We start from the raw sequence: 22,666 nt of genomic DNA on the forward strand, positions 1-22,666 counted from the left end.
GTTTGTAGCTTAGGCTTTTTAATTTTTGATTCAAAACATGAAGATCTGTGCAAAAAAATCTAAGTGAAAATACGTATAAAACAAATTTTTCGTGTTGTTTGAAAAATCACCATAAAGAATAATAGTTGTTGAATGTAATAGAGGATTGAAAGGATGTGGCTGTATTGAAGTTAAAGTGGTTAAAATCGATTCCTAAAGGGATAGCGGGTGTATCATGGGGAGTACCATGGGAAAAGGGAAAGCTTTATCTTGAGGACTCTATTTGTTTAGAAACTAAACATGGTGAAAAAATCCCTCTGCAAAGCTGGCCGACAGCATACTGGTCAGATGGCAGTGTAAAATGGACAGGGCATAGTGCTGTGATAGACTCGAATGAAGACACTTTTGAATTAACAATTGGTGAGAATAAGAAATTAAATACAATAGTTTATGTCGAAGAGAAAGGGGAGCAAGTTGTCGTCAATACTGGATTGCTACAAATCCATATAAATAAGCAAGGTACTAATATAATTGAAGAAATCTATCATGAAAGAAAGCTAGTTAGTAACGATATAAAGCTAATAGCTATGAAGGAATTTCGGGAAAATCAAAAGAAAGTGAACATCCGGAGGGAAGTTCCTTTAGAAAGTGAGATTCAACATGTTGAAATAGAACAAAAAGGACCTGTAAAAGCAGTTATCAAAATTACAGGCTACCATTATGTCGAAGATTTCCAGAAACGACAATCTGTACTTCCTTTTCAGTTAAGGCTTTATTATTATGCTGGAACTACATCGATGAATGTTGTCCATACGTTTTTTTATGATGGTGACCCACAAGCAGATTATATTAAAGGAATTGGGATCGAAGTGTCAACAATTGTTAAAGGAGAAGACTGGAATCGACATATTCATTTTGGAGGGGATGAAGGGCTATATACCGAACCATCACAGCTACTATTATCGAGACGACTTGGAAATGCGGAAGGGCTATATGATAAACAAATTTCTGGGGAAATAGTCCAGATTAATCAAACGGAAAATGGTGAGTTACTCAATCTTGTTGAACAAAATCCGATATGGAATGATTTTAAATTAACACAAGATTCAGCAGATCATTACAAAATAAAGAAACGAACGAATGAACAATGTTCATGGATAGAAGCAACACATGGAACGCGAGCAAAGGGATTTGTATATATAGGTGGAATAAATGGTGGGATTTGTTGCGGAATAAAGAATTTTTGGCAGAAGCATCCATCATCACTAGAGGTAGCGGGATTATCTACCGAACACCCGAAAATTAGATTATGGTTTTGGTCACCAGATGTAGAAGCGATGGATTTACGACATTATGATACGAAGGCACATGTAGAAAGCGCATATGAAGGCTTTGATGAGATGCGGGCGACACCTACTGGGATTTCTAATACGAGTGAAGCATTTCTACAATGGTTTTTTCAGCCACCAACAAAGGAGGAATTAATCGATAGAATGAATGATTGGCAGTCTCCTCTTTTATTAGTTTGCGAGCCTGATTATTACTATAAGACAAAAGCTCTTGGTATATGGGGATTGCCTGATACAACTCATCCTGTCAAAGCAAAATTAGAAGCTCAGCTTAATGAAGCTGTTAGCTTTTATAAAAATGAAATTGACCAACGAAGATGGTATGGCTATTGGCATTATGGGGATGTCATGCATACTTATGACCCTGTTCGACATCATTGGCGGTATGACTTCGGTGGGTATGCATGGCAAAATACGGAGTTAGTCCCTAATATTTGGCTATGGTACGCATTTTTACGCTCAGGTCGTGAAGATATATTTATTATGGCAGAGGCAATGACTAGGCATACGAGTGAGGTAGACTGTTATCATTTTGGAGAATATGCTGGACTTGGCTCAAGGCATAATGTTGTACATTGGGGTTGTGGATGTAAAGAGGCAAGAATTAGTATGGCAGGGCTCCATAAGATTTATTATTATTTAACAACAGATGAACGGACAGGTGACCTTTTACATGAAGTGAAAGATGCTGATAAGACGATAGGACATTTAGATCCAATGCGAGAGTTTTATTCGAAAGACGGGCAAAAGACACATGCTCGAATCGGTCCTGATTGGGCAGCGTTTTGTTCAAACTGGTTCACTGAATGGGAAAGAACACAGGACAAACAGTACCTGCAAAAAATCATCAAAGGGATCAGCGGGTTAAAAACACTACCTTTACGACTTCTTTCAGGTCCGACCTTTGGTTATGAACCAGAGACAAACGAATTAATTCATATCGGGGATGGAAAAGGAGCCTACCATATGGTAATTGCCTTTGGTGCTCCACGAGCTTGGATAGAAATTGCTCAAGAGCTCGAGGATGCTGAGTTTGAAAATATGCTTATTGAGTTTGGTGAATTTTATGTTCTTTCAAATGAAGAAAAGTTATTACAAAGTAATGGGATCCTACACGACAAACTTTTTAGCTTACCTATGCTTGCTGCCGGTATGGTTGCTTATGCAGCTGCTAAGAAAAAAGATCAGAACCTTGCAGAAACTGCCTGGAATCTATTACTAGACAATGAAATAAGTGAGATGTGTTTGCCGATTGAAACGAAAAAGGTAAAAACCTGGAGAACGTTAACAGAGGTTGCCGATATTACGACAAATACAACCTCACAATGGTGTTTGAACACAATAATCGCATTAGAGCTAATAGGTGAATACCTTCCAAATGATAAGAGCAAAAAATTATTACTATGACAAAAATGTCATAAATAGTGCAAAATCTCAAGTTTAACGTGGGATAGACAAACGACAAAAAAATATAATTGTCAGAAAATTTTGCGCGGCTTAATGTGAAAGGAGAATCAACCGCTTACAATGTGTGAACCAACATAAATGAGTGTTAACGAAAATGGTTGATTTAAGAGAACGAACAATTTTAGGGGGAATAAAATTGAAAAAGGCAAAAAAGTCATTATCAAAAAAAATTGTCGTACCGATGTTGTCAACAATGCTGATCGCATCATCTTTAGCTGCATGTAGTAATTCAGACAAAGCTAGTTCTGATGAAGGGAAAAGTAGTTCGAAAAACCAAATAACAATTATGACTACCGCGTATTCTCCTGAGCCACCAAGTGATGATAGTCCAGTATTGAAGGAACTTGAAAAGTTTACAGATACAGATATTAAAATGAATTGGGTACTAGATAGTGCTTACCAGGATAAGTTAAATATTACACTTGCTTCAGGTGATTTACCGCATATTATGATGATTCCAACTAAAATACCAAGTTTTTTAAGTGCAGTTAGGGATGACGCATTCTGGGAGCTTGGACCATATTTAAAGGATTATCCTAATTTAAGTCAAACAAATGAAATCACGTTAAATAATAGTTCAATCGATGGGAAAATATATGGTATTTATCGTGCCAGACCTTTGGGACGAAATGGTGTGATAATTAGGAAGGATTGGCTGGGAAATTTAGGATTGGAAACTCCGAAAACAATTGATGAATTTTACAACGTATTGAAAGCGTTCACAGAGCAAGACCCTGACGGAGATGGTAAGGATGATACTTATGGAATGGTGATTTCAAAATATACCGGACCATTTGATGTTATGCAAACATGGTTTGGTGCACCAAATAAGTGGGGAGAGGATGATAATGGAAATTTACAGCCAGACTTTATGACAAAAGAATATATGGAAGCATTGAAATTCTTTAAAAAGCTATATGATGAAGGTCTAATTAATGAGGATTTTGCTGTTATGGATCCGCAAAAATGGGGAGATCCTCTGCTTAATCATGAAGCAGGTGTAATCGTTGATGTTGTTGACCGTGCACATCGGGCTGAAGAAGATATGTTAGCTGCTGATCCTAACTTAAAAGAGCCAATAGATGTGTTTGGTGCAGTTGAAGGTCCAAAAGGAATGTTTAACTTACCGACATCTGGTTATTCTGGCATGTTAGCAATTCCGAAATCGAGTGTAAAAACAGAGGAAGACTTAAAAAGAGTCCTTACGTTTATTGATAAGATGAGTGAGAAGGAAGCACAAATTCTTGCTTACAACGGTTTAGAAGGTCGTCATTATGAAATGAAGGATGGAAAATTTACAGTCCTTACAAACAATAATGAAGCACTAATTAATGAATATACAGATTTAAACCAATTTCAAACAGGTATTCCGGAAGACCGTTTTCTAACGGAGGAGAAAACACCATTGATTCAAAAAGAGGAAGAAGTAAAACTTGCGAATGAAGAAATTGTTGTACCAAATCCAGCTGAAGCATTGATTTCAGAGGTATATGCTCAAAAAGGGCAGCAATTAGATAATATTATAAACGATGCAAGAATTAAATTTATTGTTGGACAAATTGATGAGGCAGGCTTTAACGAAGCAATTGAGCTCTGGAAATCAACAGGTGGGAACGACTATATTGAGGAAATCAATAAATTATACAAAGAGTCACAAAAATAATAGCGAGATTGCACGTTTACAAGGCGAGGTCATTCTCGTCTTGTAAACTCAAAAAATAGGTAACATATCGAATTCAAAATGGACTTCATAGGAAGGAAGGGAGAGAAAGTGGCATCTTTAAAAACGGTGAAACCTGAATATCAAGCGTCACAACTACAAGGTGAAAAGCTAGTCTCAAATATTACGTGGATGCAACGGTTAAAACGAGATCGCTGGCTCTATTTATTACTCGTTCCCGGTTTATTATATTTTCTTATTTTTAAATATGCTCCAATGTGGGGAGTTGTCATTGCTTTTCAAGATTACTCACCCTTTAAAGGGGTATTTGGGAGTGAGTGGGTAGGCTTTGAAAACTTTAAGGACTTTTTTCAAAACCCTGATTTTTTTCGCTTGCTGAAAAATACATTTATTTTAGCTGTATTGGATTTAGTATTCTTTTTCCCAGCACCAATCATATTAGCGCTTATGCTAAATGAATTAAGAATTAATGTGTATAAAAGAACGGTACAAACATTTATTTATGTACCTCATTTTATGTCCTGGGTAATTATCGCAAGTATTACTTATATTTTCTTTACGACTAGCGGTGGTGTAGTCAATGAAATTGTTTCATTTTTTACTGGAAAGGAAATAAATTTCCTCTCATCTCCAGAATGGTTTAGACCGTTAATTATGGGACAAATCATTTGGAAGGAAACAGGGTGGGGGACAGTTATTTTTTTAGCTGCGTTAGCAACTGTTGATCAAGAGCAGTATGAAGCGGCAATTGTTGATGGTGCAGGTAGATTTCGTAGATTATGGCATGTAACACTCCCAGCCGTTAGAAGTACTATTATTGTTCTGCTTATTTTACGTCTTGGAAATTTTTTGGATACCGGATTCCAACAAATCTTCTTAATGTCAAATTCGTTGAACCGCAGTGTTGCAGATGTATTTGATACATATGTGTACTTTGTTGGTATCACACAAGGTGCATATAGCTATAGTACAGCTGTTGGTTTATTTAAATCTATCGTTGGGATAATCCTCGTTCTAGGTGCTAATAAATTAGCTAAGAAAATGGGGCAGGACGGTATTTTTTAAAAGAAACCATTGTTGCATGTGTAAATATTAGGAGGTGTTCATATATGGCAATGCCAAAAATGCATAATACCCCTGCTGGAAGAGTATTCGATGTATTCAATTTTGTCTTTCTTGGCGGTATTGCACTATTAATGGTATGTCCATTTTTATATGTAATTGCAGGATCATTTGCTACTGAAGCAGAATTAACGAGAAGAAGTTTCTTCATATTTCCGGAAACCTTCTCTTTAGAATCCTATAAATATATATTTTCAACAGACACATTTACAAGAAGTATCCTCGTATCAATTGGTGTAACCTTTATTGGAACATTAGTTTGTCTGCTTTTTACTTTTACAATGGCATATCCACTTTCCAGAAAACATTTAATGGGTAGAAGCTTTTTTATGAATATTATTGTGTTTTCAATGCTATTTAGTGGAGGGATGATTCCGACTTATTTAGTTGTAAAGGCATTAGGTTTACTTGATTCATATTGGGCATTGATTCTACCTATAGCCATCAACCCTTTTAATCTTATTATTGTAAAAACCTTCTTCCAAAACATCCCTGTTGAGTTGGAGGAGTCAGCAAAAATCGATGGCTGTACGGAGTTCGGCATATTTTGGAGAATTATGCTACCACTTTCTAAACCAGTATTGGCAACATTTGCACTTTTTTATGCGGTAGCAATTTGGAATGATTTCTTCAGTGCTTTACTTTATATTAGTGACAGTACGAAATGGCCAGTACAGGTTCTTCTTCAACAAATTATCCTATTATCCCAATCGATGATCGGTGATGGGGCATCAATGGGAGCAGATTATGTTGAGCCACCTGAGCAATCATTAAAATTAGCTGTAGTTGTTATTGCTACAGTTCCAATTTTAATAGTGTATCCGTTTTTACAGAAGCATTTTGCTAAAGGAATGTTACTAGGTTCAGTTAAAGGATAAGCTGCATGTTTGGTCTTATATAATAAGCTGATAAAGAGGGCAGATAAATTATGGTAATTTTTTACCTGAAAAACCTGTCCTTTTCTAAGTTGATGTAGAGATAGATTAAATAATCGTTATTTTTCGAATCTTCCCTTTTTATTAAAAACTTTCTATGACATAATAAAAGGGAAATTTTAATACTAGGAAAGAAAGTGCATTTATAAGCTAAATCCTTATTTTCTTTTAAGGTAAGGTCCTTACGCAATTTTTTTATGAAACGGGGGGTTTTCATGTGGAAAAAGGGTGTAATAAATAGAATGAGAAAGGGGAAATGGAATGGGAGCTATTATAAAAAGAATTTTATTCTCATCTTATTTATTGCAAGTATTCCAGGATTAATTACAGGGTTGCTTATTTATTGGTTTGCTGTAGCTGCTGTTGAGGATGAGCTTCGCAGCCTTCATGTTGAGCAAATCAATCAAAGGGCAAAAAATTTAGATGAACAATTTAAGTATATTGAATATTCGATCACTCGCTGGGCTATGGAGCCGCGTTTTAGTGAGTCATTAAGAAATATGGATTTTGTAAAGGAATTTTCTGAAACCTATGATATTTCAAAAACATTACTTCGTTTACAAGGAACACACCCATTAATAAAAGAGGTTGAGTTATATATAGATAGAGAAAAATCGATCCTATTTAATAGTGAGTATAATGTTTTATCTAATAAAGAAATAAGTGAGTATAGGAAGATTTTAGATGGGAAAAACCTAAAATGGGATTTAACTGGAGATAATCAAACTACCTTATCCCTTGTGCAAACTTTGCCAGCTGGAAGCAAAAATTCTTTTGGTTCTATTATTGTCAAGCTAAATAAAGAAAAAGCGTTGGATTTATTAAATACGTTAATACCATATGGAGAAGGGGCATCGTTTCTTTTAAATCAAGAGAAACAACTCATTTTGTCATCGACTAGCAAAGATGATAAAAATTTTGAAAGCGCTTTACTGAATGAGGTTGAAAAAAATAAAAATCTTAAAAGCTCTTTCCAATTTAAATATGATCAGACTATATACTCAGTATCTGTTGGAAACTTAACTAGGGTAGATTCACCTTGGATGTATGTGTCTGCAGCACCGATGTCAACAATAACAGCACCGTTGGTCATTGTATCACGAACAATATTAATAATAAGTGCAATTGCACTATTATTAGCATTTATCATGTCATGGCTTGCCTCCCGAAAAATTTATTCTCCGATAAGTAAGTTAATTACAAAGCTATCAGGTGAGAATGCTCAGCATACTTTTGTGAAGTATAAACCATTAGGGAAAGATGAATTTGTTTTTATTGAAGAACAATGGGAAGAATTATCAAAGCATAGCCAATCATTACAAACACGAATATCTGAGCAAATTATGGAAATAAATAAAAGCTTTATCTTTCAGCTTGTCCAAGGATATTTTTCACATTATAAAGAAGCTGATTTAAAGAAACGGATGATTCATTATGGATGGAAGGTTGAGGGGCAGAGCTTTTTAGCTATTGATGTTCAATTATCAGGATTATTTACTAATGAAGACCAATTTTCCACAAAGGATGAAAGCTTAGTAACATTTTTAGCTTCAAATATTATGGATGAGTTAGCGAAAGAGATGTTCGAAGAGTATCATGTGATAATGATTGCGGATTTATCTGCAGGGTTATTAATTTCGTATCCTTCAGAACAAACGATTAAAGAAGAAGTTGTAATATTTGCTAATAAAGTGACTGATGCCATTAATCAAATTATAAAAATGAGAGTAACAGTGACGATTAGTGAGCCAACAAATCAAATTAAGAAAATCCATACGCTATTTGAACATATGGAAAAGTGGAAACGTCTAAGAATTTTCGAAAATAAAAATCAAATAATAGACTTAGAGAAACTTGAGTCGATTTGTGATATCGAGACGTTTATTTACCCGTTTGCCCTTGAAAAAGAAATCATTCAAGCGATCAGGATGGGGCAAAAGCATGATATAAGGTCGTTAATTAATCAATTTATTGAGGAACTATCGAAAAATGGTTCAACGGAAATAAATATTCAGCAAGGTGTACGTCAATTATATAGTAGTATTCAACATGAAATCTTACATTCTGGGATACATCCACATGAATTGTTTAATGGAAAGGATATGTATGAAGAACTTTCGCAAATTTATAGTATGGAAAAGATTGTAGATTGGTTTCTCTATCAAGTCATTCAGCCTTTTTCCGATAGATTAGAAGGGCGAATGAACATGGAATTAAAAAGAATCATTGAAAATGTGATCATCATTATCCAAGAAAATTATATGAAAGATATATCATTGGACAGCTGTGCAGAAGAAGTAGGAACTAGTCCATATTCATTAAGTAAAGCATTTAAACAAATTGTTGGCATAAATTTTATCGATTATTTAACACAGTTAAGAATCGAGAAGGCAAAGGATTTATTAATACATTCAAATATGAAAATTAATGAAATTGCTGAGAGTGTCGGTTATAGACATAGTTATTTTAATCGAATCTTTAAAAAGCAAATTGGGATACCACCTAGCCAATATCGCAAAATTAATCAGGAAAATGAGTATATTCCTATAGAAAGAGATGGTGTATAAACTACTCAGACCATTCATGGCAAAAAAGTATGAATCTATCAAAAAAGTAAACATCCAAAAATAAGGCAGAACAAGAAAGTATCATTGCTAGATGGGCAGATGGTTTATATAGTTATAACAATATGAAAGATATAGGGAGGGTGACTTAGTTGGCTGTTCAGTTTATAAACGGAAAATGCATATTCGAAAATCGATTAGCGAGTTTTAGTGATATTGAAGGTTGGATTGTTGAAGGAGAAGCAAATGTTCAATTTATTGATAATCGTCTCCATATTGAAAATAAATTGGATGCCGAAATTTTCGGTGATAACGCTCATTGGGTGCTATGGTGTCCTAAAACCTTTCCGGATAAAATTTGCATCGAATGGGATTTTTACCCTGTGAGGGAACCAGGGTTGTGTATGCTGTTTTTCTCTGCTACAGGGAGAAATGGTGAGGATATTTTTGATGAAAGACTTCCAAAACGTTCTGGAAAATATCCTGAATACCATTCAGGAGCAATTAATGCATTGCACTTATCTTATTTCCGTCATAAACATCAAGAGGAACGAGCATTTAGAACGTGTAATTTAAGAAAGAGCTATGGCTTTCATCTAGTTGCAATGGGGGCTGATCCGCTACCACCAGTTGAGGATGCGATCCCACCTTATAAAATGAGAGTCGTAAAATATGATGGTGAAGTTCATTTTTCAATAAATCAATTACCTATATTTCAATGGAAGGATGACGGAAAGAAATTTGGTGAAATTCTATCTAGCGGAAAAATTGGCTTTCGACAAATGGCTCCAATGAAAGCAGCCTATGCAAATTTAAAGGTGTTTGAAGCAATAGCAGTTGAGAAAAGTGATGAAGCATAACAAAATAGGAGGTTTTTAAATGCCTAAAGTAATGCTGGCGTTTCCAAAGGGGAGACATAAAGTATTGACAATGAGCTATGATGATGGCAAAGAAGCTGACAAACGACTAGTAAATATCTTTAATCAATTTGGTATTAAAGGAACATTCCATCTTAATTCTGGGCTTCTCGGAATTGATGATCGCATTCGTGAGGATGAGATAAAGGAAATATATGAGGGCCATGAAATTGCAACACATACGAAAACTCACCCGACAATTGCTCGCTCACCAAAAGAACAATTAATTGAGGAAATTATGGATGATCGTAAAAAATTTGAAAGCATTGTTGAATATACAGTTAGAGGCCATTCTTATCCAAATGGTTCATATAACGAGCTTGTCAAAGATATCCTTCCATTTTTAGGAATTGAATACGGGAGAACTGTACATTCAACTGGTCAATTTTCTATTCCAAATGATTTTTATGAATGGAATCCTACATGTCATCATAAGCGTAATTTATTGGAGCTAGCTGAGACATTTATAAATCTTCACAAAAAACAATACTTATATATGATGTATGTTTGGGGACATAGCTACGAATTTGATTTAGACGAAAATTGGGGCTTGATTGAAGAGTTTTGTCATTTGGTTGGTGGCAGGAATGATATTTGGTACGCAACGAATATCGAGATCGTGGACTATATGAAGGCGTTTCAATCTTTAAGGTTCTCTGCTAACAGTCACTTTGTTTTTAATCCATCTGCTATATCAATTTGGCTAAATGTCGATGAAAAGCTAATTGAAGTAAAAGGTGGAACAAGAACAGACCTTGTCGTTTAGCAGCTTATAATCAATTAAATGCAAGGATATAACGCTTTGAACTCTTTCTAGTCTGAATATGAGGTTAAGGCACTAGATTTCTACACTGAAAAGGAGGGGGCATTATTGAATGGGATTGCAGGTGGTTTTTATAAAATATCAGAATGGATTATGAAACTTGCCTATATAAATTTCTTATGGATAGTTTTTACTTTATTGGGCGCTATTATATTTGGTTTTTTTCCTGCATATACTGCAATGTTAACTATTGTAAGGAAATGGATTATCGGTGAGGTTGATATACCTGTCTTTAAAACGTTTTTTACAGTATATAAAAAAGAATTTTTTAAAAGTAATTGTATTGGCTTGTTCCTATTATTAATTGCTTATATCCTTTACGTTGATTTATCAATTGTAATGGAAGCAAACAGTATTATTAATCTTATTACTTTCCCTCTAGTCATTATAATAATCGGCTTTTTCCTAGCATCATGTTATACATTTCCAATTATTGTTCATTATGAGACAAAGATTGGTCAGGCCTTAAAAAATTCGTTTATTATAATGGTGTTGTCACCATTTTCAACGACCATGATGATAATTGGAGCTATTGCTATCTACTTCCTAATGACTGCAATTCCAGGATTACTTCCTTTTTTCGGTGCAAGCACACTTGCGTTTATCGTTATGTGGTCGGCGTTACTTGCTTTTTCTAAAATAGAAAAGAGACAAGAATCGTATACTCTGACGAAGGCTGAACAAGTAGAAGCCCAATAAAAGATAAAATTAAAAAAAGATAAATAATGAAGAGACAACTCATAAAAATGCTTTTTATGCATATCGTTACTAGGTATGAAAAACTGCATTTTTTGTTGTTTCTCTTTTTTAATTTTGAAACCTATAAGAAATGATTCTCATTTTTTCAAAAAGGGAGGGAGCATCAAAGCTAAAAGTAACTATTTTTTTTTGTTTTAAAATTATTTCGATTTCCGATATATCTATTCATTTCCTGTGATATAATCAATTATTGTAAAAATAAAACAAAGTTTTTCACAAAGGGGAGGGGTTTGGATGGAGACGTTTAAAAAGCTGAAAATCTTTTATTGGCCATATAAAAGATATTTCTTTTGGTCATTGTTTTTTGTCATATTTATAACAGCAATCACAGTCATTTATCCTATCGTATTACAATTAACAATTGATGAAGTCGTCCTAAAGGAACAGTATGAATACATACCATGGATTGTCGTTGGCTTCTTATCATTAATGGCAGTAAAAGGGGTATCTGCTTATTTTCATCAGTTTCTTGGTGATATGTTTGGGATTAACTCCGTATATCGTCTTCGCAATGAGCTATATGAAAAATTACAACGATTGCCGTTTTCCTATTATGATAATGCGAAGACTGGTGATTTAATGTCAAGGCTTACTGCAGATGTTGAGGGGTTTCGCTTCTTTTTATCATTTGGCTTTGCAGAGCTTATGCGATTCTTTCTCCTAGTATTTGGTACATTAACGGTTATGTTTTTTTATTCGGTGCCATTAACGCTGGTTACGATCGCGGCATTACCTTTTCTAGGGATTGCTGTTTATCAATTTGATAAACGCGTTCATCCCGCTTTTCGTAATATACGTAAATCCTTTGGTAAGCTAAATACGAATGTTCAAGAGAATATAAGTGGAATTCAAACCGTGAAGGCATTGTCTCAGGAGAATTTTGAAATTTCAAAATTCAACAATGCTAATGGAAATTATAAAGAAAAATATTTGAATACATCACTTGTCTGGTCGAAGTATTTTCCGCTTATGGAGTTGATTGGAAATATAAGTGTTGTTGCGCTATTGGCATTTGGAAGCGTTCTCGTTATGCGAGGTAGCTTACAGCTTGGCGAGCTAGTTGCTTTTTTTAGCCTTGTTTGGTATTTAATGGGGCCGATTATGCATCTTGGTTTTACAATCAATCATTTTTCCCAATCTAAGGCTTCTGGTGAACGCTTACTAGAAATTCTTGAAGCAGAGGAGACAATTCGAAACAAGATTGATATCGTAAATGTTTCTGGAATTGAAGGACATGTCACGTTTGAAAATGTTAGTTTACGATATAAGCCTGAAGACAGTTTAGCACTTCAGCATATTTCCTTTGATGCTCCTCCAGGTAAAACGATTGGATTGATTGGTGGAACGGGCTCTGGGAAAACGAGTATCACCCAATTGTTAACGAGGTTTTACTTGCCAACAAGTGGACGGATTCTTGTTGACGGCAGGGAAATAAGTGATTATTCATTAAAGACACTTAGAGAAAATATTGGTGTTGTTTTACAAGAATCGTTTCTCTTTTCCTCTACTATAAAAGCAAATATTTCTTATGGAAGACCTGATGCATCAATGGAAACGATAATTGATGCTGCTAAAAGAGCACAGGCACATGATTTTATAATGGAGCTTCCTAATGGGTATGATACGATGCTTGGTGAAAGAGGAATGGGTTTATCTGGTGGTCAAAAGCAACGGATTGCAATCGCAAGGGCAATTTGTTTGAATCCTCGAATCTTAATATTAGATGATTCTACAAGTGCTGTAGATATGACAACAGAGGTGCATATACAAAAGGCACTAAAGGAAGTAATGTACGGTAGAACGACATTTATTATTGCTCACCGTATTTCTTCACTCAAGCATGCAGATGAAATTCTTGTGCTTGAAAATGGTGAAATCATTGAGAGAGGTAAGCATGAGGAGCTAGTTGAGAGGAATGGGTACTATAAGCGGATTTATGATATTCAATATAAAGATCAGAAGGCTGTGCTTCAGTCAACTGTCGGGTAGGTGTGAATAATGAATAATCAAGAGAAAAAAGTATTGATAAAGGAAAGGTTTCAATATTCAACAGATACAATTATTGACCAGCCGTTTAACTGGAAGCAGATGTGGAGATTATTAAGCTATTTAAAACCATATGTTAAAAATCTGCTTCCTTTAGCCTTCTTAGCAGTAATCGTATCAGCAATCGTCCGGTTAGTTGCGCCAATATTAATCGGTAAATATACGTTGGACTATGCAATTAAGAACAATGACACTAGGCTGTTAACAATTCTTGTTTCAACAATAGCTGGGATGTATGTGCTATCCTATATAGCCAACCGTTTTCGAATAAAATGGACGAATCAGTTGGGGCAAAATGTCATTTATGATTTGCGCAAACATTTATTTACACATGTTCAATCACTTTCACATCGGTTTTTTGATCAAAGATCAGCGGGTTCAATTTTAGTTCGTATTATGAATGATATTAATTCCTTACAGGAGCTATTTACAAGTGGAGTTATTAATCTATTAATGGATTTCCTCCTTTTAATAGGGGTAGTCGTTTTGCTATTTACACTAAGCCCACAGCTGACTCTCGCTATTCTAATTATTGTACCGATCATGTTTTTTATTTCGACGAGTCTTCGAAAAAAAATTCGTCGTTCATGGCAATCGGTGAGATTAAAGCAATCAAAATTAAATTCACATTTAAATGAGGCGATTCAAGGGATTCGTGTTACGCAATCCTATACACAGGAGCAAGAAAATATCGCATTTTTTGATGGTGTTAACACGGAAAACTTTCAGTCATGGAGAAATGCAACAAGAAGAAATGCGATGTTTACGCCAATGGTTGAGATGACAAATGCAATTGGTACGGCCATCTTATTATGGTATGGGGCAACCTTAATTGCAAATGAAACAATTTCAATTGGTATCTTTGTTTCATTTGCATTTTATTTAGGAATGTTTTGGGAGCCGATATCCAGATTAGGTCAAGTATATAACCAGCTTTTAATAGGAATGGCTTCCTCTGAACGAATTTTTGAATTTATTGATGAAAAGCCAATTGTTAAGGATGCACTTAATCCAATTGAAGTAAATGAAATGAAAGGGAAAATTGAGTTTGAGTCGGTTGAATTTGCGTATGATTCAAAAAGAAAGGCATTAAACTCAGTTTCATTTACAATAGATGCAGGTCAAACGGTCGCGTTGGTTGGTCATACGGGATCTGGAAAAACGACGATTGCCAATTTGATTAGTCGATTTTATGATGTAACAAGTGGCGAAGTAAGGATAGATGGTGTCAATATTAAAGATATTTCAATTGAAAAATTGCGCTCACAAATTAGTGTTGTTCTTCAGGATACATTTATTTTCTCTGGGACGATAATTGATAATATTCGTTTTGGTAATCCTTTAGCATCTGATGAGGAAGTGATTGAAGCCGCAAAAGCAGTTGGTGCGGATGACTTTATTCAAAAATTGTCAGATGGCTATTTAACAGAGGTTGAAGAGCGAGGAAATGTATTATCTGTCGGAGAGCGACAGCTTATATCTTTTGCACGAACTTTATTAGCAAATCCAACTATTATCATTTTAGATGAAGCGACTGCAAGCATTGATACGGAAACAGAGATAAAAATCCAAAAGGCATTAAAAACATTATTGCATGGTCGTACAGGGATTATGATTGCCCACCGGCTATCAACAATTAGAGAGGCTGATAATATATTCGTTCTTGACCATGGGGAAATTATGGAGCAAGGGAATCATACGGAATTAATGGAGCAAAGAGGGATTTATTATGGGCTTGTAAAAGCACAATTTCAAATGTTAGAGGTAGGTTAATATCCGAATAAAAAACGTCATCTTGGCGTTTTTTATTTTTGGAAAATAAATGATGAAACTATTTCCGGATCTCCTCGTATTAGTTAATGAGTACATAAAATGGAGGTTATTTACAAATGGGGAATGAAACAGTACAAACGAAAAAGCCATCATTATTCGGTATGATTTTTAGCCCAGGTGAACAATTTGAGAGATTAAGAGAAAGGCCGGTTATTTGGATACCGCTTATTTTGTTTACTTTAATTACAACAATTTTAGCTGTAGTAGTTGTATTAAATATGGATTATACGATGACTCCTGGTCTTGAAGAATCGTCACCTGAAGAATTAGAAATGATTAAGATATTCGGTGCTGTTGGTGGTGGGATTGCAAGTTTATTCACGGTACCAATAGGATATCTTTTCTTCGCAGCAATATATTTTTTAGCAGCAAAAATGGTGAAATCAGATGTTAGATTTAAGCAGATGTTTTCTTTAATCATTTTTGTGTCTTTTATTACTATTTTAGGCTCTATTATTAATCAATTATTAGCTTTGGTATTAGGTGAGGACCCAGCTATTATGTTTACTAGTTTGAATAGTTTTATTGCAGCGACAGGTCCAGTCGGAGCTATTTTAAACTCGATTGAAGTATTTAGCATATGGTATCAAGTTCTTTTAGCCATCGGTCTTATTAAGGTAGCAAAGTTGTCAAAACAATCCGCAATTACTATCGTTATCGTTTTATTTGTTATCGGAATTCTTATCACTGCTGGAATAGCTGCGGGTAGTAGTGCTCTAGAAGGACTGACACAAGTATAATGAAGAAAAAGGTATGGATATCTATTGCCGTTGGCACACTTATTGTTTTGCTTATTGGTATAAATGTTGTTAAATCTTTAAATAAAGAAAACCCGACTGTCAAAACTGCAAAGGTAGAGGAACGAGAGATTACTGGAAATGTTATGATTCCAGGAACATTATCGTTAAGTCAGGAGGATTATATATATATAGATTCTGAGAAAGGAAAAATAGCAGAGATACTTGTTAATGAAGGAGACCAGGTGAAAGAGGGAACTCCTTTACTTCGTTACGAAAATGAACAGCTTGAATTAGAAAAGGAGCAAAATGCCTTGTCATTAGAATCGTCGTATTTGCAAATTAATCGATTAAAGGAGCAAATAGAAGATTTAGAGGACAAGGAGGAAGAGCTTGCAAAGCAAGTTGGTGAAGAAGAGGCAGAAAAGCAAATCGATACAGAAAAAGAGCAGTTAGAAATCGATTTAAAGGTGGCAAATCTTGAAGCAAGACAAACAGATCTGCAAAAGGAAACGATTGAGAAGAAGTTGGCTGAGCTTGAAGTGAAAAGTGAAATGGCGGGTACAGTGCTTTCTATCGACAAGGAAGCAATTTCAGGAACGGTACAAACACCAATATTACATATTGGAAAAATTGATCATTATGTAGTGAAAGGATATATCTCAGAATATGATTCATTGAAAATTAAAGAAAAACAACCTGTTATTCTTAAATCAGATGTCATTCCTGAGCAAGAATGGAAAGGAACTGTCACAAAAGTAAGTTTATTACCTGAAAAAACTGAAACAGCTGTTGGAACTGAAGAAGCAGCTGTACAATATCCCATTGAAGTCTCGATTGATGAAAAGGATTTACCAGCAAAACCAGGCTTTAAGCTAATTATGGAAATTCAGACAGAAAAACGGTCAGTCAAAACGGTTCCGTTAAGTGCAGTAAAGCAAGATGGTGAAGCAAATTATGTTTATATTTATCAGAATGGAAAAGCGATCCGTAAAGAGATTACGATAGGAACCCCTAGTGATGAGTATATGGAAATAAAATCAGGGCTAAATGATGAGGAAGAGGTTATTGTAAATCCTTCAGATGCTTTAACAAACGGTGTGGAAGTGACAAAAAAATGATTCAACTCACATCTATTTCTAAAAGCTACAAAGTAGGAGAAGAAATTCTAGATGTTTTAAAGGATATCAATTTAAGCATCAATGAGGGTGAATTTGTCGCCATTATGGGACCATCTGGATCGGGTAAATCGACGTTAATGAATGTTATCGGCTGCTTAGATAATCCAACAAGTGGAACATATTTATTAGGGAATGAAGACATATCAGCATATAAAGATGAAGAGTTAGCAAAGGTCCGAAATCTCTCAATTGGTTTTGTCTTTCAGCAATTTCAACTGTTACCACGATTAACGGCATTAAAGAATGTAGAACTTCCAATGATTTATGCTGGTGTTGGAAGGAAGGAAAGAGAAGTAAGGGCAAAACGTGCCTTAGAAAAAGTTGGTCTTGCAAATCGTGTGAACCATTTACCAAATGAATTGTCAGGTGGACAAAAGCAACGTGTCGCAATTGCACGCTCAATTGTCAATCATCCAAAAATCATTTTAGCCGATGAACCAACAGGAGCACTTGATACGAAAACGAGTATTTCGATTATGGAACAGTTTACTGAATTAAATAAAGAGGGTGTAACTGTTATTCTTGTTACACATGAGCAAGAGGTTGCAGATTATGCAAAGAGAATCATAACGGTAAGGGATGGACTAATTCTCTCCGATGAAGAACGGGGGAGATAGAGATGAGTTTACTTGAAAATATGAAGATGGCATTAAGTTCAGTTCTTGCACATAAGCTTCGTTCTATTTTAACGATGTTAGGGATTATCATCGGAGTTGCCTCTGTTATTTTAGTTGTAGCAATTGGGCAAGGTGGAGAGCAACTATTAAAAACCTCGATAACAGGACCAGGAAATACAATTGAGGTTTACTATGAACCTAGTGAAGAAGAAATAATGTCAAATCCGAATGCGTTTCTGACAGCTGCGTTCACACAAGATGATGTAAAGGCGTTAAGTGAAATCCCTGAAGTGAAAAAAGTTGTCGCCTCCTCTACAGAATATTTTCAAACACGTTTTCGTGAAGAAACGGCTGATACAAATGTATACGGAATTAATCAAGCATACATTGAAGTTAACGGATTGAACGTTGAAAATGGACGAAATTTGTTAGAGGCGGATTTTATTGGGGGAACTCGTGTCGGAATTATTAGCTATGAACTCCAAAAGGAAATGTTCAAGGAAGAAGACCCTATTGGTCAAGTCGTCTGGATTAAAGGTCAACCAATTGAAATTGTCGGTGTATTAGAAAAACCAACGGGATTGTTTTCCTTCGGTACGATGGAAATCTATATCCCTTCAAATACATTTAAATCTTCCTTCGGTAAAAGTGACTTTAACCAAGTGACTTTACAAGCTGAAAATGCTGATGCTATGCGAGAAGCTGGAGAGAAAGCAACAACATTATTAAATACGAAACATAATGCAGAAGAATCCTACAAAGTGTTTAATATGGAGGAGATGGCAGAAGGTATCGGCCAAATTACAACAATTATGACATTAATTATCGGATCGATCGCTGGAATTTCATTAGTTGTCGGTGGGATAGGTGTGATGAATATTATGCTCGTTTCTGTGACGGAACGGACAAGAGAAATTGGAATACGAAAAGCGCTTGGTGCTTCTAAAAGTCAAATTCTCACACAATTCCTGATCGAAGCTGTTACATTAACATTAATTGGCGGGATCGTTGGGATACTTTTAGGAACAGTAGCAGCTAATATAGTTTCGATGTTTGCAGGCTGGCCATCACTAATTTCTTGGCAAGTAGTGGTAGGAGGCTTGTTATTCTCAATGATAATTGGTGTTGTTTTCGGAATGCTTCCAGCAAATAAAGCAGCACGATTAAATCCAATTGAAGCATTACGATACGAATAGATAAACGAGGGTGCTCAAAATCAAAGGTTCAGACCCCTCAAACACAATATATTGACTAATGATGAAGTTAGTTCTATATATGGTGTTTGAGGGGGCAGTGCCTTTTGAGTCACCCTCGTTTTTTATTTGTAATAATCATAAACGACCAGGAATAGTCGAAAAATGAATGTTTTTGATTATTTTTGAAAAAAATATGATTGATTTTGGCGGAAAGTGAAAGTATAATAAACGTGTAAGGAACGGATGTATTCGCTTACAGTGAGTAGAAACAAATAAGATGCTAGTTTTCTAATCTTAAAATAGGACTTTATAAATAGATAATCCTTAAGTATTTCAGATTAAAAGATTTGCTTTGATTGGTTGAACTGAATTTATATTTGAATTAAAAGTTCCGTAAGCTATATACAGAGTATTTTAGTTCTTTACTGTAAAAATAAATGCAATAAAGGTCGTGAATAAATGATTTACACCGTAACATTGAATCCATCAGTTGATTACATCGTAAGAGTAGAACAATTTGAAATAGGTTCTTTGAACCGAACAACTGACGATACAAAATTCCCAGGTGGAAAAGGAATAAATGTATCACGCGTTATGAAACGATTAGGAGTCGAATCAAGCGCTTTAGGTTTTATTGGTGGCTTTACAGGGAAATTTGTTAAAGATTTCCTAGCAAACGAAAAAATAAACACAAATTTTGTTCAAGTTTCTGGGGACACAAGAATTAACATTAAATTAAAAACAAATGTTGAAACAGAAATTAACGGACTTGGACCAATGATTACAGATGAGCAGTTAGGCGAATTCATGGAAGCATTTAAAAAAATGACAAAGGAAGATATCGTTGTGTTAGCTGGTAGTATTCCAGGAACATTACCACCAACAATTTATAAGAAAATTATTTCTTTATGTAAAGAAAAAGAAATTAAAGTTGTTGCAGATGTTTCAGGTGATGCATTGGAAGAGGTTGTCCAACTTAAACCATATTTAATTAAACCAAATCACCATGAGCTTGGAGATTTATTTAAAACTAACATTCAAACACCAGAGGAAGCACTTGTATATGCAAAAAAATTAGTGAATCAAGGTGTTGAAAATGTAATCGTATCTCTTGCAGAAAAGGGTGCTTTACTTGTTACTGAAAACGATTGCTATATTGCAAACGTTCCGAAGGGAAATGTGGTTAATTCAGTAGGTGCCGGAGATTCGGTCGTAGGTGGGTTTTTAAGTGCATATACAAAAAACGCTCCATTAGAAGATGCCTTTAAAATTGGCGTTGCTTCAGGAAGTGCTACTGCTTTTTCAATGGAGCTTTGTACTGAAGAAAAAATTGAGGAATTATTACCTCAAATACAGGTAAAAAAGGTGTAAGGGGGAAGAACGATGAAAATAACTGAGCTTTTAACAAAAGAGACAATAAAACTAAATCTTGGTTCTGGCTCAAAAGGAGAAGTTATCTCCGAATTAGTAACCGTATTAGATTCAGCTGGAAAATTAAACAACAAAGAAGAATATGAAAAGGCTGTATTAAATCGCGAGAAGCAAAGTACAACTGGCATTGGTGATGGTATTGCCATTCCCCATGCAAAAACAAACGCAGTGAAAAGTCCTGCAATTGCTTTTGGTCGTTCTAAAGCAGGAATTGATTATGAAGCACTTGATGGGCAACAAAGTCATTTGTTTTTTATGATTGCAGCCTCTGAAGGAGCGAACAACACGCATTTGGAAGCGTTGTCGAAATTATCATCAATTTTGATGAAGCAAGAAGTGAGAGACCAGCTGTTACAAGCAAAAACAAGTGATGAAGTGTTATCAATTATTGATAAATATGATAGGCAAGATGAAGAAGAAGTTGCACCTGCTTTGAACAGTGGGAAAATCTTAGCTGTTACCGCTTGTCCAACGGGGATTGCGCATACGTATATGGCAGCTGATTCTTTAAAGGAAAAAGCAAAAGAAATGAATGTTTCAATTAAAGTTGAGACAAATGGCTCAGGTGGAGCGAAAAATGTCTTAACAGATGCAGAGATTGAAGAGGCAACTGCCATTATTGTTGCAGCTGACAAAAATGTTGAAATGGAACGTTTTAAAGGGAAGCACGTAATCATTGTTCCGGTTGCTGACGGAATCAGAAAACCACAGGAATTAATTGAACGTGCATTAAAGCAAGATGCAGCCATTTATAAAGGAAATGGTGAAGGTAAAAAAGAAGATCGCGGTAGTGAGAGATCTGGATTTTATAAGCATTTAATGAATGGTGTTTCAAATATGCTCCCATTTGTTGTTGGTGGTGGTATTTTAATTGCCCTTTCATTTATGTTCGGTATTCATGCTTCTGATCCTAATCATGAATCTTATAATGCGTTTGCAGCGGCATTAAATACAATTGGTGGCGGAAATGCATTTGGGTTAATGATTCCTGTATTAGCTGGGTTTATCGCTTTAAGTATTGCAGATCGTCCAGGTTTAGCTCCAGGTATGGTCGGCGGTTTTATGGCAGCACAAGGTGGAGCAGGATTTTTAGGTGGATTAATTGCAGGATTTTTAGCAGGTTATGTAATTGTCTTATTGAAAAAGCTATTATCTGGTCTTCCAGCTTCATTAGAAGGAATAAAGCCAGTTCTTCTTTATCCAGTATTAGGGATATTTTCAGTTGGAATGATTATGTATTTTGTCGTAAACAAACCTGTAAGTGAATTAAATTTATTAATTAGTGATTTTTTAGGTGGATTAGGTACAGGAAATTTAGTGTTGCTTGGCTTAATTCTTGGTGGAATGATGGCGATTGATATGGGTGGTCCAATCAATAAAGCGGCATTTACTTTCGGGATTGCGATGATTGACGCTGGGAATTTTGCTCCACATGCAGCTGTTATGGCAGGTGGGATGGTTCCTCCTTTAGGAATTGCACTTGCTACAACAATTTTTAGAAATAAATTTACAAAGCGTGAACGTGAGGCAGGTATTACTTGCTATATTATGGGAGCTTCATTTATTACTGAGGGGGCAATTCCATTTGCAGCCTCTGATCCAGCACGTGTTATTCCTTCAGTAGTCGCAGGTTCAGCAGTTGCCGGAGCGTTAGCAATGTTCTTTGGAAATGGTCTTCGTGCCCCTCACGGTGGAGCTTTCGTAATTCCGCTTGTCGAAGGGAATCCAGTATTATATTTTGTTGCAATTGTAATCGGTGCTATTGTTACTGCGATTTTGTTAGGAATCTTAAAAAAACCAGTAAACGAATAAACATAAGGGCTCAAGTCTTGAAACGAAGATTTGGGCCCTTTTTCTATTATAATGGAAAAGATAACGAATGAATGTTGGGTTTATACTAACTCTCTATGGATCTTCGAATATGTAATTTTGTATTGATAAAAAAATTAAAGCAATGCTAATAACGTAATTACTCGAAAGCAAATTAACATGCTAATATAGAATAAAAATAAATATGTTTTGTCATAAA

The 22,666-nt window shown here is 35.3% G+C and carries 16 protein-coding genes; all 16 read left to right on the forward strand.

The window, feature by feature from the left end:
- Positions 1 to 155 precede the first annotated feature (155 nt).
- The 16 genes from ACTJJ9_RS08950 (at position 156) to ACTJJ9_RS09025 (ending at position 22,449) form a co-directional block, all read left to right on the forward strand.
- Positions 156 to 2,735 carry an exo-rhamnogalacturonan lyase family protein gene (locus tag ACTJJ9_RS08950; RefSeq protein WP_440768612.1) on the forward strand — a complete coding sequence of 860 codons (2,580 nt, stop codon included), beginning with the start codon at positions 156 to 158 and terminating at the stop codon, positions 2,733 to 2,735.
- Positions 2,736 to 2,976: 241 nt separating this feature from the next.
- Entirely contained in the window at positions 2,977 to 4,458 is a 1,482-nt protein-coding gene (locus tag ACTJJ9_RS08955) for an extracellular solute-binding protein (RefSeq protein WP_440768637.1), read from the forward strand.
- A 189-nt stretch (positions 4,459 to 4,647) separates the two neighbouring features.
- Positions 4,648 to 5,541 carry an ABC transporter permease gene (locus ACTJJ9_RS08960; protein WP_249921924.1) on the forward strand — a complete coding sequence of 298 codons (894 nt, stop codon included), beginning with the start codon at positions 4,648 to 4,650 and terminating at the stop codon, positions 5,539 to 5,541.
- Positions 5,542 to 5,591: 50 nt separating this feature from the next.
- The gene (locus tag ACTJJ9_RS08965; protein ID WP_145580884.1) at positions 5,592 to 6,476 is read left to right on the forward strand and encodes a carbohydrate ABC transporter permease; all 885 of its coding nucleotides are present in this window, start codon (positions 5,592 to 5,594) and stop codon (positions 6,474 to 6,476) included.
- A 272-nt stretch (positions 6,477 to 6,748) separates the two neighbouring features.
- The gene (locus ACTJJ9_RS08970) at positions 6,749 to 9,100 is read left to right on the forward strand and encodes a helix-turn-helix transcriptional regulator (RefSeq protein ID WP_440768613.1); all 2,352 of its coding nucleotides are present in this window, start codon (positions 6,749 to 6,751) and stop codon (positions 9,098 to 9,100) included.
- A gap of 149 nt (positions 9,101 to 9,249) precedes the next feature.
- Positions 9,250 to 9,957, forward strand: coding sequence for a DUF1961 family protein (locus ACTJJ9_RS08975; protein ID WP_440768614.1), 708 nt, complete (start codon positions 9,250 to 9,252; stop codon positions 9,955 to 9,957).
- 19 nt (positions 9,958 to 9,976) lie between these two features.
- A complete protein-coding gene (locus ACTJJ9_RS08980; RefSeq protein ID WP_440768615.1) occupies positions 9,977 to 10,780 on the forward strand; it encodes a polysaccharide deacetylase family protein in 804 nt (267 codons plus the stop codon).
- 105 nt (positions 10,781 to 10,885) lie between these two features.
- Positions 10,886 to 11,536 (forward strand): YesL family protein, encoded by a 651-nt coding sequence (locus ACTJJ9_RS08985; protein WP_440768616.1) that lies wholly within the window; start codon positions 10,886 to 10,888, stop codon positions 11,534 to 11,536.
- A 294-nt stretch (positions 11,537 to 11,830) separates the two neighbouring features.
- Positions 11,831 to 13,585, forward strand: coding sequence for an ABC transporter ATP-binding protein (locus tag ACTJJ9_RS08990; RefSeq protein ID WP_095299021.1), 1,755 nt, complete (start codon positions 11,831 to 11,833; stop codon positions 13,583 to 13,585).
- Positions 13,586 to 13,594: 9 nt separating this feature from the next.
- Positions 13,595 to 15,415, forward strand: coding sequence for an ABC transporter ATP-binding protein (locus tag ACTJJ9_RS08995; protein ID WP_440768617.1), 1,821 nt, complete (start codon positions 13,595 to 13,597; stop codon positions 15,413 to 15,415).
- Positions 15,416 to 15,531: 116 nt separating this feature from the next.
- On the forward strand, positions 15,532 to 16,215 hold the full coding sequence (locus tag ACTJJ9_RS09000; RefSeq protein ID WP_440768618.1) for a Yip1 family protein: 684 nt from the start codon (positions 15,532 to 15,534) through the stop codon (positions 16,213 to 16,215).
- Positions 16,215 to 17,333: an efflux RND transporter periplasmic adaptor subunit gene (locus tag ACTJJ9_RS09005; RefSeq protein ID WP_440768619.1), complete on the forward strand. Its 1,119-nt coding sequence runs from the start codon at positions 16,215 to 16,217 to the stop codon at positions 17,331 to 17,333. The genes ACTJJ9_RS09000 and ACTJJ9_RS09005 overlap by 1 nt, the downstream gene beginning before the upstream one ends.
- Positions 17,330 to 18,010, forward strand: a complete 681-nt coding sequence (locus ACTJJ9_RS09010; protein WP_412964907.1) for an ABC transporter ATP-binding protein — start codon at positions 17,330 to 17,332, stop codon at positions 18,008 to 18,010. The genes ACTJJ9_RS09005 and ACTJJ9_RS09010 overlap by 4 nt, the downstream gene beginning before the upstream one ends.
- Before the next feature lie 2 nt (positions 18,011 to 18,012).
- Positions 18,013 to 19,206 carry an ABC transporter permease gene (locus ACTJJ9_RS09015; protein WP_440768620.1) on the forward strand — a complete coding sequence of 398 codons (1,194 nt, stop codon included), beginning with the start codon at positions 18,013 to 18,015 and terminating at the stop codon, positions 19,204 to 19,206.
- A 459-nt stretch (positions 19,207 to 19,665) separates the two neighbouring features.
- On the forward strand, positions 19,666 to 20,577 hold the full coding sequence (pfkB, locus tag ACTJJ9_RS09020; protein WP_440768621.1) for a 1-phosphofructokinase: 912 nt from the start codon (positions 19,666 to 19,668) through the stop codon (positions 20,575 to 20,577).
- 12 nt (positions 20,578 to 20,589) lie between these two features.
- Positions 20,590 to 22,449 carry a PTS fructose transporter subunit IIABC gene (locus tag ACTJJ9_RS09025; protein WP_440768622.1) on the forward strand — a complete coding sequence of 620 codons (1,860 nt, stop codon included), beginning with the start codon at positions 20,590 to 20,592 and terminating at the stop codon, positions 22,447 to 22,449.
- Positions 22,450 to 22,666 lie beyond the last annotated feature (217 nt).

Origin of the sequence: Metabacillus sp. 22489 (assembly GCF_052044855.1) — a bacterium.
Taxonomy (GTDB): domain Bacteria; phylum Bacillota; class Bacilli; order Bacillales; family Bacillaceae; genus Metabacillus; species Metabacillus niabensis.